The following is a 14,344-nucleotide window of genomic DNA, read 5'->3' on the forward strand; positions in this document are numbered from 1 at the left end:
CGCAGACGGTAGCACGAAACGAGACGGACCGTCTCGTTTGGCTGAGCGCACGTGATTCAGCCCTCCGCGGGATAGGCGAGATCGACCGGCTGCTCGGCCGGAGGCCCGTCCGGCCACCATTGGCCCGCGACTCGCACGAAGCGGTACCACCGGCTGTCCTGCCCGTACCGGAGCTGCACCGACCCGGCCGTCACCCGGTTGCGCCACACCTTCACCTCCCCCGGCAATTCCGCCAGTTCCGCCCGCGCCACCGCCAACGGCCCGGGGCCGGGACTCCACACGTCCCGCAGCGCCGCCAGCCCGCTGCGGCCCGCTTCCCGCCATGCCTGCGCGGACACGATCAACTCCGACGGCGCGACCTCGGCGGCCGCGGCCAGCCCGAACACGTCCGCTCCCGGACGGGCGGCGCGACGGGCCAGGTCTTCGGCGAAAGTCAAGTCCGCCAAGGCATCCCGGGTGTGCAGGAGGCCGAACGCGAGCGACGCGGCGTCCGCGGCCAGAGCAGTGAGCGCGGCGGACGTCAGGCCGGTGCGAGCGGGCGGGTCGAGGTCGAGCACGGCGGGCGGACCGGGTTCGCCGGGGATCGCGGGCAACGGCGGCAGCGGCGCGATCCGCCGCGTGTACGCCTTTTTCGGCGTCAGCCCGACGTCCGGCGCGCGAGCCGGGCGGGCGGTGCTGGGCGTCCGCAATTCGCGCAGCTGAGCCAAAACCTCGTCCCGGCCCCGGCCGCGCAGGGTGAACAGCACGAACGGATCGGCGTCCACCTCGTCGGCGACCAGGTAGTACACCGCCGCCACGTGCTTGCACGGATTCGCGCTGTCCGGACAGGAACAGCGCGGCCGCAGATCACCGGGTCCAGGCAGCAGATCGGCACCGGCCTCGCGCGACTGGACGGCCAGCTCCTCCGGCAGTTCGCCGTCGAGCAACGCGGCGGCGTGCCCGAGCCGGCGGCCCGCGACGTCGAGCAGCTTGTCCCATTCCTCCGCGCTGAACTCGCGCATCCGGATGGCGACGCGGTACGGCTCCGGCCTGCTTCCGCGCACCCACGCGGTGATCTCGCCCGCGCTGATCTCCAGCTGGTCCACGACGCCCTTGCGCGCGTACGTCCGCCCGCGCGGCAGCCGGTTCGGGTCCAGCTTGGCGCGCTGCTCCAGCGCTTCCACCCACGCCCGGCCCCACCACCGGCGCCCGAACGTCCGCCGCGGCGGCATCAGCCGCTCCCGAGCCGGACGAGATCGGCGAGCTGGTCGTCGGACAGCTCGGTGATCCAGTCCTCCCCCGCGCCGACGACCGCGTCGGCCAGCCCGCGCTTGGTTTCCAGCACCGCGGCGACGCGTTCCTCCAGCGTGCCCTCCGCGATGAGCCGGTGCACCTGCACCGGCCGGTCCTGGCCGATCCGGTACGCGCGGTCGGTGGCCTGGTCCTCCACCGCCGGGTTCCACCAGCGGTCGTAGTGGATCACGTGCGTGGCCTGGGTGAGGTTGAGCCCGACGCCGCCCGCCTTGAGCGACAGCAGGAACACCGGCACCTCGCCGGACTGGAACGCGGCCACCATCTCGTCGCGCTGGTTCGGCCCGACCTCGCCGGACAGCAGCGCGGTCGGCAGGCCGCGCTCGGCGAGGCGCCGCTCCAGCAACCGGCACAGCCGCACGTACTGGCTGAACACCAGCACGCTCTCGCCCTCGTCGAGGATGACGTCCAGCAGTTCCTCAAACGCGGCGAGCTTGCCCGACCGCCCGCTCAGCACTCCGGTGCTTTCCTTGAGGTAATGCGCCGGGTGATTGCAGATCTGCTTGAGCTCGGTGAGCAGCTTCAGCACCTGGCCGCGCCGCTGCACCCCTTGCGCCTCCCGGATTTGCGCGAGGTTCTCGCGCACCACCGCCTCGTACAGCGTGGTCTGCTCGGCGGTGAGCGGGACGTACCGGTCGGTCTCGGTCTTGCGCGGCAGCTCCGGCGCGATGTCCGGGTCGGTTTTGCGGCGGCGCAACAGAAACGGCCGGACCGTCGCGGCCAGCCGCCCGGTGACCGTCTCGTCCCGGTCCCGTTCGATCGGCCGCGCGACGGTGCGCCGGAACTTCTCCAGCGGGCCGAGCAGCCCCGGCGTGGTCCAGTCGAGCAGCGACCACAGTTCGGTCAGCCGGTTCTCGACCGGCGTGCCGGTGAGCGCCACGCGAGCCGCCGCGGGCACCTGCCGCAGCTCCTTTGCCGTGGCGGACAACGGGTTCTTCACATGTTGCGCCTCGTCCGCGGCGACCATGCCCCAGTCCACTTCGGACAGCAGCTCTCGGTCGCGGCGCAGCACCCCGTACGTGGCGAGCACGACCTCGTCCGGGGCCAGGTCGTCGAGATGCCGGCCGCCGCCGTGGAATCGGCGCACCGGCACGTCCGGCGCGAACTTGCCGAACTCACGTTCCCAGTTGCCCAGCAGCGACGTCGGACACAGCACGAGCGTCGGCCCCGCCGCCTGTGCCCGGCGGTGCAGATGCAGCGCGATGAGCTGGATTGTCTTGCCCAACCCCATATCGTCGGCGAGACAGGCGCCAAGGCCGAGCTCGGTCATGGCGATGAGCCAGCCCAGCCCGGCCCGTTGATACGGGCGCAGCGTGGCGGTGAGCCCCGCTGGTTCCTCGACGGGCGCGGGATCCCTTTCGCGCAGCCGTTCGGCAAGCCCCGACAACGCTGGCTGCGGGGCGAATTCCACTCGTTCGCCGTCCACCTCCAGTTCGCCGGTCAGCGCCGCCGCGAGTGCCTCGGCTCCGGTGAGCCGCGACCGCCGGGCCCGCATTCGCGCCAGCAGCGCGGGATCGAGCTTCACCCACTGGCCGCGCAACCGGACCAGCGGGCGTTTCGCCTCAGCGAGCGCCGCCACTTCCTCGTCGGTGAGTTCGCTGCCGCCGAGACTGAGCCGCCAGCGGAACTCCAGCAGGCCGTTGAGCGGGAACGCGGGACCGGATTCGCTCGCCGGGGCCTGCGTCACGCTCGCCTTCGCCCGGACTTCGCCGGCGAAAAGATCCTTGGGCCACATGACTTCGATGCCCGCGCCGCCCAGATCCCGAGCACCGGAGCCGAGCAGGTCGACCACGTCGTCGTCGGACAACGGAAGCGTGGTGGGCGCCGGTTCGGACAGGACCCGGGCCAGCGGCGGCCAGGCTCGCGCGCCTCGCCTGAGCCCCAGCAGCAGCTGGGTTTCGACCTGGTCGCCGAGCCGGTGCAGGACTGCTTCGGGCGCGTCCCAAAGAGTGGCGGCTTCGACCACCAGACTCGGCTCGAGAGTGGAGCGAACCGCCAGGACTCCGGCGAATTCCTCGTCATTCGCTTCGATCCGCAACAGCAGTTGCGCCCCGTCCGGACGTCGGGCTTCCAGTTCGGCGAGCCACGCCGCGCCGTCCGGATCCAGCAGCGTGGGCTGCGATTCCGCGAATGCCGCCCCGCCGGAACCGACCGCTGCCGCCGGACTGCGTACGAGGACGTCCGCCGCTGCGTCCCACACCGCGCGGACTAGTGATTCCGGCGAGTGCAGCCGGATTCGCTTGACGCCGGACAGCGGCAGCGCATGTGCTTCGGGCGGCAGCGCGGCCGCTAGCCCGCGCAGGAGTTCCTCGTCGGCGGCGTCTAGTGGGCCTACTCGCCAGGTGCCCAGGCCGCTCGGGGTGGACGCCGGGCGCAACCGGCCGCGTGCTACGAGATTCACTCCCGCGTTGACTACTGCCGACCATGCTGCCAGCGCCGGGCTGGTGTCGTCCGGCACGACGAGCAGCCTCGGGATGGCGGTTGCCAGCGGGATCAGCCGCGCTACTACCTCGGTGCGGGCGAATTTTCCGCCGCCGGGCAGGACGAGCTGGATCGGGGTGTCGCCCTCGATCTCGTCGCCCCACAGCGCCAGAACTCCCTCTCGCGGGGGATCCGAGGGGAGGTAGGTGGCTTGGGTGGTCTGGTCGAACTCCACTTGGGCACGGTAACGGTTGGGTCCGACAATTCTGCTCGTCGCCTGGCGGCGACCTTGCCGTGGTGGTTGCGTGGGGCACCCCGAAGCTTGATTGTGCTGACGGTCTGGGGGTGCTTGTCAAGGCGGGAAAGATGCCTTGACAAGCACCCCCAGACCGCAGGGAGGCTTCGTATCGGGGTTGGGGGAGGGGCCGGGTGCCTCGATCGTTGGGTGCAGCGGCGCGGTTGGATGATGGGTGGGGCTTGCGCCCCAATGTGGCATTGGGTGCATGCGACGCACCCAATGTGGCGTTCGGTGCGTCTGACGCACCCAATGTGGCATTGGGGCGCACCGGCGGCAGGCTCTGGTCGGACGGGAGCCGGAAGGTTCGTGAGGGGAACCCTGAGGGACTCTGAGTCCCTCAGGGTTCCCCTCACGAACGGCTACTTGTCCAGGAGCAGGTGGACGGAGAGTTCCAGGCGGCTCGCGACGTCCGCGGCGGAGGCGCGGCGGGTCACCCACGCGACCAGGTTCGCCATCCAGACGTCGGCTACCACGTGGAAGATGTCGCGGTCCGCTTCGGTCGGGTCGTCGATGCCCATCGCGCTCGCGAACATGTCCTCCATCAAGCGGCCGACCAGTTCGACCTCGGCGGCCGCGGACGTGTCGGCGAACATGAACGCGCGCACCATCGCCTCGGTGAGGTGCGGATCGCGCTGCATCAGGCGGGTGTTGCGGCCCAGGACGAACATCAGCCGCTCGGCGGGGGTTTCGCCGGGGATCGCGCTGCGCTGGATTTTCTCGTGCGCGGCCTCGAACTGCTGCGCCAGACCCGACACGAGCAGGTGAATCTTCGACGGGAAATACCGGTACAGCGTGCCCAGCGCGACGTCGGCCTTCTCCGCGACCGCGCGCATCTGCACCGCGTCGTAGCCGCCCTTGGAGGCCAGCGAGAGCGTCGCGTCGATGATGCGGCGGCGGCGGTCCCGCTGGGCAGCGGAGCCCAGTTCCTCGCCCATCGCGCCGAGGCCGTTCGCCCGCGTTTTCGCCGCCGGCGTCTTCGCCTTCCCCGGCATCGCAATCCCCTCTGTCTTTGCGGAACTCGTTCCAGTTTCCGGCTAAGCGTACCTGCCCTGGAGAAAGGTTCAACTCTCGACCGCCTGGCGGAAAAACTGTAACACGTTCTACACTCGCCAGTAGCTCTGTACCCCGCGAGGAGGAGACCGATGCCGGTCGCGCTCACCGAGGAACAAACCGCGCTCGCTGCCGCCGTGCAGGCCTGGGCCGCGGCACACGATCCGGTCGCCGCCGTGCGCGCGGCCGAAACCACTGGAGCCGGTCTGCCGGACGGGTTCGCCGCGCTCGGCCTCACCGGCATCGCGCTGCCCGCGTCGGTGAACGGGGCGGACGGGACTGTCGCGGATCTCGCGGCCGGGCTCGCCGCCGCGGCGGAAGCGCTGGTGCCGGGGCCGCTGCTGAGCACCGCGCTGGCCGGGCTCCTGCTTGCCGGGCATTCCAAGGAACTCGCCGCCGAGATCGCCGACGGGACCGCGCGGGTCGCGGTGCAACTGGACGAATCAGCGACCGTACCCGGCGCGGACACCGGGTCGTGGTTGCTCGCGCGCCGGGGCGAGCAGTACGTCCTGGTCCCGCCTGGGACCGCAGTGGAACCGTTGGCTCCCTTCGACTTCTCCCGATCGCTGGGCCGCGTCAAGCCCGACCTGCCGGGCGAGGTTCTCGACCTGCCGGACGTCCGCGATCTCGCGGCAACGCTCGCGGTCGCGGAGGCGGCGGGCGTCGCGCGCTGGTGCCTGACGACCGCCGTCGAGTACGCCAAGGTCCGGGAACAGTTCGGACAGGTGATCGGCGCTTTCCAGGCAGTGAAACACCTCTGCGCGGAGATGTTGTGCCGCACCGAAGCCGCCGAAGCGCTGGCTTGGGACGCGGCTTCGTCGGTCGGCGATCCGCTGGCCGTCGCGAGCGCCGCGGCGGTGGCCTTGGACGCTGCCGTCGAGAACGCGAAGGACTGCATCCAGGTACTCGGTGGAATCGGGTTCACGTGGGAGCACGAGGCGCACCTGTACCTGCGGCGCGCGTTGGCCTTGCGACAGTGGCTCGGCGGTTCGCAGCAGTGGCGGAAGCAGGCCGCGGACCTGGCATTGGCCGGGAAGCGGCGGACGCTCGGGGTGAACGTCGGCGAGGACGCCGAGGTGACCCGGCTGGTCGCCGAAATCGCAGCTCTGCCAGAGGAAAACCGGCGCACCGCGCTTGCGGACTCGGGTTTGCTGGCCCCGCACTGGCCCCAGCCGTACGGCATGGGCGCCGACGCGGCGACGCAACTGCGGATCGACGCCGCGCTGACGGCGGCTGATGTCCGTCGGCCGGACATGGTGATCGGTGGCTGGGCGGTGCCGACGATTCTCGCGCACGGCACCGACGACCAGCGCGAACGCTTCGCCAAGCCGACACTGCGCGGCGAGGTGACGTGGTGTCAGCTGTTCTCCGAACCTGGTGCCGGCTCGGATCTCGCGTCGCTGCGCACCGTGGCGCGCCGGACCGACGGCGGCTGGCTGCTGACCGGGCAGAAGGTGTGGACGTCGCTCGCGCACGAGGCCGATTGGGCGATCTGCCTCGCGCGCACCGACCCGGAGGTGCCGAAACACAAGGGAATCACGTACTTCCTGGTCGACATGCGCGCCGAGGGGATCACGACGCGGCCGCTGCGCGAGATCACCGGGCGGAGCGTGTTCAACGAAGTCTTCCTGGACGACGTCTTCGTTCCGGACGCGGACGTCGTCGGCGAACCCGGCGCGGGCTGGAAGCTGGCGCGCACGACACTGGCGAACGAACGCGTCGCACTGGGCCGCGGTTCGGCGGTCGGCGAGAACGTGGAAGCGCTGCTGGAATCGGCGCCGGAGGACGTGGACCGCGACCGGCTCGGCGCGTTGATCGGCCAAGGCAGCGCGTGCTCGGTGCTCGACCTGCGGGCGACACTACGACGGCTCGACGGCCTCGGACCGGGTGCGGAATCGTCCGTCGCGAAGCTGCTCGGAGTGCGGCATCGACAGGAAACCGCCGAGTTCGCCCTCGACCTCGCGCCGGAGCTGACCACGGAAACCCAAGCGGCACAAGAGTTCCTGCTCACCCGCTGCCTGTCCATCGCGGGCGGCACCACACAAGTCCTGCTGTCCGCCGCCGCCGAACGCGTGCTCGGTCTGCCGCGCTAACGTCCGTGAAGGGCTCCTTGAGGGAATCTGATTCCCTCAAGGAGCCCTTCACGGAACGTCACTCAGCCCGGAAAGCAGCGGCGAGGCGGGCGTATTCGTCCAGCAGCGCCAGCGTTTCCGCCTCCGGCAGCGTCGGCAGCATGAACCCGTAGTGGTCCAGCCCGGCGTCGGCGTACTGCTTGATCGCGTCCGCGTCGGCCGGTCCGCCGAAGAGTTGCGACGGCATGTCCCCGCGGCCCGCGTCGGCCAGCTGCTGGCGCACGCGGCGCACCTCGTCCGGCGACACCGCGGGGTTCGGGATCCAGCCGTCGCCGTGCTCGATCAGCCGCTTCAGCGCGGCGTCGCTCGCGCCGCCGACCAGGATCGGCGGATGCGGCGTCTGCACCGGCTTCGGCCAAGCGAAGATCGGGTCGAAGTCGAGGTGCTTGCCGTGGAACTCGGCCTGCTCCTGCGTCCAGATCGCCTTCAGCGCGGCGATCTGCTCGTTCAGCAGCGCGCCCCGGGTCTTCGGATCGGTGCCGTGGTTGACCATTTCCTCCCGGTTCCAGCCGGCCCCGACACCGAAGGCGAACCGGCCGCGCGAGATCAGGTCGAGCGAGGCCACCTCCTTCGCGGTGTGGATGATGTCGCGCTGGATCAGCAGCACGACACCGGTGCCCAGCACCAGGTTCGAGGTGTTCACCGCGGCCGCGGTCAATGCCACGAACGGGTCAAGCGTGCGGTAGTAGACCCGCGGCAGCTCGCCCCCGCTGGGGTACGGCGTTTCGCGGCTCGCCGGGATGTGCGAGTGCTCCGCGAGGAAGAGCGACGCGAAACCGCGCTCCTCCGCCGCTTCGCCGAGCACGTCTGGCCGGATGCCTTCGTCGGTCACGAACGTCGAGATGCCGAAATCCATGCCTCCTTCTACTCCGGGGAACGGGCAAGTATTCCCGCGGGCTGTTGACAGATCACCGGCCTCGTCCGCTAGCGTTAAATCATCACCCGTTGAATAGGAGGCTCCGGATGGACGTGACGGACGTCGACTTCGAGGAGATGTACCAAGGCAAGACCCCGATCGGGGAGAAGATCCCGTGGGACATCGCGGGCCCGCAGCCCGCGGTGGTCGCGCTCGAAGCGGACGGCGGATTCCACGGCGACGTGCTCGACATCGGTTGCGGCCTCGGCGAAAACGCGATGTTCCTCGCGTCTCGCGGACACCGTGTGACCGGTCTCGACGGCGCGCCGACCGCACTCGGGCGGGCTCGCGAAACCGCCGCGAAGCGCGGCCTGGACATCACTTTCGCCCAGGCGGACGCAACCCGGCTCGAAGGGTACGAAGGCCGTTTCGACGCGGTCCTCGACAGCGCGCTCTACCACTGTCTCGACGAGGAACAGCGGCACGAGTACGTGGCGGCGCTCGTGCGCGCGACCAAGCCCGGCGCGCAGCTGAACATCTTCTGCTTCTCCGACGAGGTACCGGAGAACTTCCCGATCCCGTACCGGATCACTGAGCAGAATCTGCGCGAAACGGTCGGCAACGGCTGGACGATCAGCGTGATCGAACCCGCCGTCTACACCACCGCGATGAGCCGCGAGGGCTTGATCGCCGCGGTCGCGGCCGTTTCGGAGGGCGAACCGCCGGACCCGACCGCGCTCGACTCGCTCGACGTCGACGAGCAGGGCCGGGTCCTCGCCCCGGTATGGCGGCTGGCCGCCACCCGGGCCTGACGGCTCAGACGTTGCGCCGGTACTGGCCGCCGACCTCGAAGAACGCCTCGGTGATCTGACCGAGCGAGCACACCCGCGCGGCATCCATCAGCACGTCGAACAGGTTGCCGCCGCGGGTGGCCGCGTCGCGCAGCGCCTTGAGCGCCTGCTGGGCCTCCTCGCGGTGCCCCTGCTGGAAGTCGGCGAGCCTGCGCAGCTGAGACTGCTTCTCGTCCTCAGTCGCGCGGGCCAGCTCCACCTCGACGTCGTCCTCTCCCGCCTTCGGGTTGCGGAAGGTGTTGACGCCGATGATCGGCAGCGAACCGTCGTGCTTCTTGCGTTCGTACAGCAGCGATTCGTCCTGGATCCGGCCGCGCTGATAGCCGGTCTCCATCGCGCCGAGCACGCCGCCGCGTTCGGAGATCCGGTCGAACTCGGTGAGCACGGCCTCCTCGACCAGGTCGGTCAGCTCGTCGATCACGAACGAACCCTGCAGCGGGTTCTCGTTCTTCGACAGGCCCCACTCCTTGTTGATGATCATCTGAATGGCCATCGCACGCCGCACCGAAGACTCCGAAGGCGTGGTGATCGCCTCGTCGAACGCGTTGGTGTGCAAGGAGTTCGCGTTGTCGTAGAGCGCGCACAACGCCTGCAGCGTCGTGCGGATGTCGTTGAAGCTCATCTCCTGCGCGTGCAGCGACCGGCCGGACGTCTGCACGTGGTACTTGAGCTTCTGCGACCGGTCGTTCGCGCCGTACCGCTCGCGCATCGCCACGGCCCAGATCCGCCGCGCGACCCGGCCGAGCACCGAGTACTCCGCGTCCATCCCGTTGGAGAAGAAGAACGACAGGTTCGGCGCGAAATCGTCGATGTCCATGCCGCGCGCCAGGTACGACTCCACGTAGGTGAACCCGTTGGCGAGCGTGAAGGCCAGCTGCGAGATCGGGTTCGCCCCGGCCTCGGCGATGTGGTACCCGGAAATCGACACCGAGTAGAAGTTGCGCACGCCGTGCTGGATGAACCATTCCTGGATGTCGGCCATCATCCGGAGGCTGAACTCGGTGGAGAAGATGCAGGTGTTCTGGCCCTGGTCTTCCTTGAGGATGTCCGCCTGCACGGTGCCGCGGACGTTCTTCAGCGCCCACTCGCGCACCTGCGCGGCCTCGGCCTCGGACGGCTCGCGCCCGTGCTCCTCGCGGAACGCGGCGAACTTCTGGTCGATCGCGGTGTTGAGGAAGAACGCGAGGATCGTCGGCGCGGGGCCGTTGATCGTCATCGACACCGAGGTGTTCGGCGCGGTCAGGTCGAAGCCGTCGTAGAGCGCCTTCATGTCGTCCAGGGTCGCGATGGAGACGCCGGAGGTGCCGACCTTGCCGTAGATGTCCGGGCGGGTGTCCGGGTCGTGGCCGTACAGCGTGACCGAGTCGAACGCCGTCGACAGCCGCTTGGCCTCGGAATCGGCCGACAGCAGCTTGAACCGGCGGTTGGTGCGGAACGCGTCGCCCTCGCCGGCGAACATCCGCGCCGGGTCCTCGCCCTCGCGCTTGAACGGGAACACGCCCGCGGTGTACGGGAAGTAGCCGGGCAGGTTTTCCCGGCGCAGGAAGGAAAGCAGCTCGCCGGACTCGGTGTAACGCGGCAGCGCGACGCGCGGGATCCGGTTGCCGGACAGGGTTTCCCGCCACAGCTGGGTGTGCAGCTCCTTGTCCCGGATCTTCACCACCAGCTCGTCCTGCCGGTATTCCGCGGCGAGCGCCTGGAACCGTTCGAGGAGCTTTGTCGACTCGCCGTCCACATCGGACTCCGCGGCGGCGATGAGACCGTCCAGCGCGTCCGTGCTGGCGTCCACTTCGGACAGCGCGGCCTTGGCCTCGGCCAGGTGCTCGTGCTTGCGTACCGCGGCGACCTGCTTCTCGGTCTTCTCGTGGTACCCGCGCACGGTTTCGGAGATGTCGGCGAGGTAGCGCGCCCGGTTGCCCGGGATGATCGTGCTGGCGTCCGTCGAGACCTTGCCCGACACCGCCGGCAGCGTACCGGCCGACACCGACAGCCCGCGGTCGGCGAGCATGTCGCGCAGGTGCTGGTACAGCGCGGTCACGCCGTCGTCGTTGAACTTCGCCGCGCTCGTGCCGTACACCGGCATTTCCTCGGGCGCGGAGCCGAACGCCTCGCGGTTGCGCACCATCTGGCGCGCGACGTCGCGACGCGCGTCCTCGGCGCCGCGCCGCTCGAACTTGTTGATCGCGACCAGGTCGGCGAAGTCGAGCATGTCGATCTTCTCCAGCTGCGACGCGGCGCCGAACTCCGGCGTCATCACGTACAGCGATTCGTCCACGTAGTCGACGATGCCCGCGTCGCCCTGGCCGATGCCCGGCGTCTCCACGATCACCAGGTCGAACCCGGCCGCCTTGCAAGCAAGAATCGATTCGCTCAGCCCGGCCGGAATCTCGCCGCTGGTAGTACGAGTGGCCAGCGATCGGAAGTACACCGGCGAGCCGTCGAGGCAGTTCATCCGGATCCGGTCGCCGAGCAGCGCGCCGCCGCCCTTGCGCCGCGACGGGTCCACCGCGAGCACCGCGATGCGCAGCTTGTCTTCCTGGTCGAGCCGGAAGCGGCGGATCAGCTCGTCGGTCAGCGAGGACTTGCCGGACCCGCCGGTGCCGGTGATGCCGAGAACCGGCACGTGCTTCTGCCCAGCGGCCTCGTTGATCGCCGAGAGCCATTCCTCGGGCAGGTTTTCGCGCTGCAGCTGAGTGATCACCCGGGCCAGCGCCTGAACGTCGCCGGAGAGCAGCTTGTCGACCGAGGCGGGCGGCTGCGCGGACAGGTCGCTGTCGCACTCCTTGATCATCATGTTGATCATGCCCGGCAGGCCCATCTCGTAGCCGTCCTCCGGCGAGAAGATCCGCGCCACGCCACGGGAATGCAGCAGGTCGATCTCCTCGCGCACGATGACGCCACCGCCGCCGCCGAACACCTTGATGTGCCCCGCGCCGCGCTCGTTCAGCAGCTCGACGAGGTAGCTGAAGTACTCGACGTGCCCGCCCTGATAGGCGGAGATGGCGACGCCCTGGACATCCTCGGCGATCGCGGCCGTGGCCACCTCGTCGACGGAGCGGTTGTGGCCGAGGTGGACCACCTCCGCGCCCTGGGACTGCAGGATCCGGCGCATGATGTTGATCGAGGCGTCGTGGCCGTCGAACAAGCTGGATGCCGTGACGAACCGGACCGGGTTCGCGGGACGGTACAGGTCGCTGCCGCTCATCCTCCCAATTTACTAGGACTTCCTACTATTGGAAACCCGAGCCCGAGGTGACCCGGCTCTCAAGGGTTGACGAGCGCGCTATATTCAACCCATCAGTTAATTAACCAAGTGATTGAGCACCGATGCCGACAGACCAGCTGAGCACCACCTTCGCAGCTTTGGCGGACCCGACCCGCCGCGCGATCCTCGCCCGCCTGACTCGTGGCGAGGCCACCGTCAACGAGCTGGCCGAGCCGTTCGAGGTGAGCCTGCAAGCCGTGTCGAAACACCTGAAAGTGCTGGAGCAGGCCGGGTTGATCAGCCGTGGCCGCACCAAGCAGTGGCGCCCGTGCCGCCTGGAAGCCGCACCGCTGGCGGACGTCGCGGGCTGGGTCGCCGAGTACCGCCACTTCTGGGAAACCGGCTTCGATCGCTTGGACGAGCACCTGCGGCAGCTTCAGGAGGGGACTGAATGAGCGAGCTGACCATCGTGCGGGTCTTCGACGCCCCGCGAGAACTGGTGTTCCGGGCCTGGACCGACCCGGCGCACCTCGCGAGCTGGTTCGGCCCGCACGGCTTCGTCGCGTCCGAGACCAGCACAGACCCGCGCCCCGGCGGCACCTGGCACAGCCGGCTCACCAGCACCGAGCATGACGTCGACCGCCGGGTGTCAGGCGTCTACCGCGAAGTCGCGGCCCCGTCCCGGCTCGTGTTCACGTTCCGCTGGCAGCACCAGGAAGACGAAGTCGGCGAAACGGTCGTGACCATCGATCTGGCCGAGCTGGCAGGCAAAACCTCGATGACGTTCCACCAAGCCCCGTTCCCGAATACGGCCGAGCGCGACGGCCACCTCGACGGCTGGCAATCCGGTTTCGAAGATCTCACCCGCACCCTGGAGGAAATGAAATGACCACCGCACTCCCCCGCGTCGTCTCCCCGGAAGAATGGGCCACCGCCCGCGAATCCTTGCTGCGCAAGGAAAAAGAACACACCCGCGCAGCCGACCGGCTGGCCGCCGAACGCCGCCGAATGCCCATGGTCCAATTCCCGAAGCAGTACGCATTCACCGCCCCGAACGGCACCCAAACCCTGCTCGACCTGTTCGACGACCGCCGCCAGCTGATCGTCTACCACTTCATGCTGTACCCCGGCGACGAAGTGGGCTGCCCCGGATGCTCGCTGCTGGTCGACAACATGGCCCACCCAGCCCACCTGAACGCCCGCGACGTAACCCTCAAGGTCGTAGCCCCCGCAACCGCACCGGAGATCGACCGGTACTGGTCCAAGATGGGCTGGACAATCCCCTGGGTTTCCGCGGCAGGCACGGATTTCCCAGCAGACTGCGGCATCGACAGCGGCTTCGGCGTGAGCGTCTTCCTCCGCGACGGCGACGACGTCTACCGCACCTACTTCACCGACGGCCGCGGCGGCGACCAGTTCATCAGCACGCTGCGGTACCTGGACGTCACCCCGTTCGGCCGCCAAGAGGCCTGGGAAGAAGAGTCCCGCGGCACCGACGCCCCCAGCAGCTGGTGGCGCCGCCACGACGAATACTGAAACTTTCCCGCGCGCTTGATGTCCAGTCGGCCATGACGACTCCGACCTCCTGGTGACCACCACTCATCAAGGAAGCGAGCCCGCCATGGCCGACCTGGTCTACCTAGTCCACACCTCACTGGACGGCTGTATCGAAGGCCCCGCCGGAGAATTCGACTGGCCCCAAATGGGCCCAGAACTCTCGGACTACGCGAACGACCTGTCAAAACGCGCCGGAGTATTCGCCTACGGCCGCCGCGTATGGGAATTGATGTCAAGCTACTGGCCCGACGTGGAGTCCATCTCGACCCACCCCCACGACCTGGCCTTCGCCCCGATCTGGCGGGAAAAACCGAAACTGGTCTTCTCCCGCACCCTGTCCAGCGCCGACTGGAACACCACAGTCGCCAACGGCGACCTGACCGAAGAAGTCGCCAAACACAAAGCCACCACAAACGGCGACATAGTCCTCATGGGCGGCTACGCCCTAGCCGCAGAACTAGGCCGCCGAGGCCTCATCGACGAGTACCAGGTCTGCATCCACCCAGTAATCCTGGGCGGCGACAAACGCCCCTTCGCCGAAGGCACCACCCGCGCGCAATTGCAACTGGTCGAAACCCGCACCCTCGACAACACCGTCGCCCTACTACGCCACCACACGAAGCGCTGACCCCAAACCCGACCACAACGCGGGATCGCGTCGGCGTGCGGAGGGGCAGTGCGCAC

At 69.0% G+C, this 14,344-nt stretch carries 11 protein-coding genes; 6 read left to right on the forward strand and 5 right to left on the reverse strand.

Annotated elements, in window-relative coordinates; all coding sequences use genetic code 11:
* Positions 1-56: 56 nt before the first annotated feature.
* From ABD156_RS06590 to kstR, 3 genes are all read right to left on the reverse strand, one after another.
* Positions 57-1,211, reverse strand: a complete 1,155-nt coding sequence (locus tag ABD156_RS06590) for an SWIM zinc finger family protein (RefSeq protein ID WP_344267760.1) — start codon at positions 1,209-1,211, stop codon at positions 57-59.
* Positions 1,211-3,946: a DEAD/DEAH box helicase gene (locus ABD156_RS06595; RefSeq protein WP_344267762.1), complete on the reverse strand. Its 2,736-nt coding sequence runs from the start codon at positions 3,944-3,946 to the stop codon at positions 1,211-1,213. Before ABD156_RS06595 ends, ABD156_RS06590 begins: the two co-directional genes overlap by 1 nt.
* A gap of 422 nt (positions 3,947-4,368) precedes the next feature.
* Positions 4,369-5,001, reverse strand: a complete 633-nt coding sequence (gene kstR, locus ABD156_RS06600) for a cholesterol catabolism transcriptional regulator KstR (RefSeq protein ID WP_037809922.1) — start codon at positions 4,999-5,001, stop codon at positions 4,369-4,371.
* A gap of 150 nt (positions 5,002-5,151) precedes the next feature.
* On the opposite strand from kstR, the gene ABD156_RS06605 reads away from it, so the two are divergent.
* Positions 5,152-7,152 carry an acyl-CoA dehydrogenase family protein gene (locus ABD156_RS06605; RefSeq protein WP_344267765.1) on the forward strand — a complete coding sequence of 667 codons (2,001 nt, stop codon included), beginning with the start codon at positions 5,152-5,154 and terminating at the stop codon, positions 7,150-7,152.
* Positions 7,153-7,210: 58 nt separating this feature from the next.
* On the opposite strand, the gene ABD156_RS06610 is transcribed toward ABD156_RS06605, so the two are convergent.
* Positions 7,211-8,047, reverse strand: coding sequence for an LLM class F420-dependent oxidoreductase (locus ABD156_RS06610; RefSeq protein WP_344267767.1), 837 nt, complete (start codon positions 8,045-8,047; stop codon positions 7,211-7,213).
* Between the two features lie 107 nt (positions 8,048-8,154).
* Between ABD156_RS06610 and ABD156_RS06615 the strand changes: the two genes are divergently transcribed.
* Positions 8,155-8,859, forward strand: coding sequence for a class I SAM-dependent methyltransferase (locus ABD156_RS06615; protein WP_344267769.1), 705 nt, complete (start codon positions 8,155-8,157; stop codon positions 8,857-8,859).
* A gap of 4 nt (positions 8,860-8,863) precedes the next feature.
* Here the strand turns inward: ABD156_RS06615 and icmF are convergent, their stop codons facing one another.
* Positions 8,864-12,103 (reverse strand): fused isobutyryl-CoA mutase/GTPase IcmF, encoded by a 3,240-nt coding sequence (gene icmF / locus ABD156_RS06620; RefSeq protein WP_344267771.1) that lies wholly within the window; start codon positions 12,101-12,103, stop codon positions 8,864-8,866.
* Positions 12,104-12,225: 122 nt separating this feature from the next.
* On the opposite strand from icmF, the gene ABD156_RS06625 reads away from it, so the two are divergent.
* The 4 genes from ABD156_RS06625 (at position 12,226) to ABD156_RS06640 (ending at position 14,288) form a co-directional block, all read left to right on the forward strand.
* Entirely contained in the window at positions 12,226-12,558 is a 333-nt protein-coding gene (locus ABD156_RS06625; RefSeq protein ID WP_344267773.1) for an ArsR/SmtB family transcription factor, read from the forward strand.
* The gene (locus ABD156_RS06630; RefSeq protein ID WP_344267775.1) at positions 12,555-12,992 is read left to right on the forward strand and encodes an SRPBCC family protein; all 438 of its coding nucleotides are present in this window, start codon (positions 12,555-12,557) and stop codon (positions 12,990-12,992) included. The genes ABD156_RS06625 and ABD156_RS06630 overlap by 4 nt, the downstream gene beginning before the upstream one ends.
* Positions 12,989-13,639: a DUF899 domain-containing protein gene (locus ABD156_RS06635; protein ID WP_344267777.1), complete on the forward strand. Its 651-nt coding sequence runs from the start codon at positions 12,989-12,991 to the stop codon at positions 13,637-13,639. Before ABD156_RS06630 ends, ABD156_RS06635 begins: the two co-directional genes overlap by 4 nt.
* A gap of 85 nt (positions 13,640-13,724) precedes the next feature.
* Positions 13,725-14,288 (forward strand): dihydrofolate reductase family protein, encoded by a 564-nt coding sequence (locus ABD156_RS06640; protein WP_344267779.1) that lies wholly within the window; start codon positions 13,725-13,727, stop codon positions 14,286-14,288.
* The last annotated feature ends 56 nt before the right edge of the window (positions 14,289-14,344 follow it).

Origin of the sequence: Amycolatopsis albidoflavus (genome assembly GCF_039525725.1) — a bacterium.
In the GTDB taxonomy this organism is placed as follows: Bacteria; Actinomycetota; Actinomycetes; order Mycobacteriales; family Pseudonocardiaceae; genus Amycolatopsis; species Amycolatopsis albidoflava.

Bases quoted from the DNA above. Each gene is read 5' to 3' on its own strand.
- ABD156_RS06590 (WP_344267760.1), bottom strand. From the start codon at position 1,211: ATGCCGCCGCGGCGGACGTTCGGGCGCCGGTGGTGGGGCCGGGCGTGG.
- kstR (WP_037809922.1), bottom strand. From the start codon at position 5,001: ATGCCGGGGAAGGCGAAGACGCCGGCGGCGAAAACGCGGGCGAACGGC.
- ABD156_RS06605 (WP_344267765.1), top strand. From the start codon at position 5,152: ATGCCGGTCGCGCTCACCGAGGAACAAACCGCGCTCGCTGCCGCCGTG.
- ABD156_RS06610 (WP_344267767.1), bottom strand. From the start codon at position 8,047: ATGGATTTCGGCATCTCGACGTTCGTGACCGACGAAGGCATCCGGCCA.
- ABD156_RS06615 (WP_344267769.1), top strand. From the start codon at position 8,155: ATGGACGTGACGGACGTCGACTTCGAGGAGATGTACCAAGGCAAGACC.
- icmF (WP_344267771.1), bottom strand. From the start codon at position 12,103: ATGAGCGGCAGCGACCTGTACCGTCCCGCGAACCCGGTCCGGTTCGTC.
- ABD156_RS06625 (WP_344267773.1), top strand. From the start codon at position 12,226: ATGCCGACAGACCAGCTGAGCACCACCTTCGCAGCTTTGGCGGACCCG.
- ABD156_RS06630 (WP_344267775.1), top strand. From the start codon at position 12,555: ATGAGCGAGCTGACCATCGTGCGGGTCTTCGACGCCCCGCGAGAACTG.
- ABD156_RS06635 (WP_344267777.1), top strand. From the start codon at position 12,989: ATGACCACCGCACTCCCCCGCGTCGTCTCCCCGGAAGAATGGGCCACC.
- ABD156_RS06640 (WP_344267779.1), top strand. From the start codon at position 13,725: ATGGCCGACCTGGTCTACCTAGTCCACACCTCACTGGACGGCTGTATC.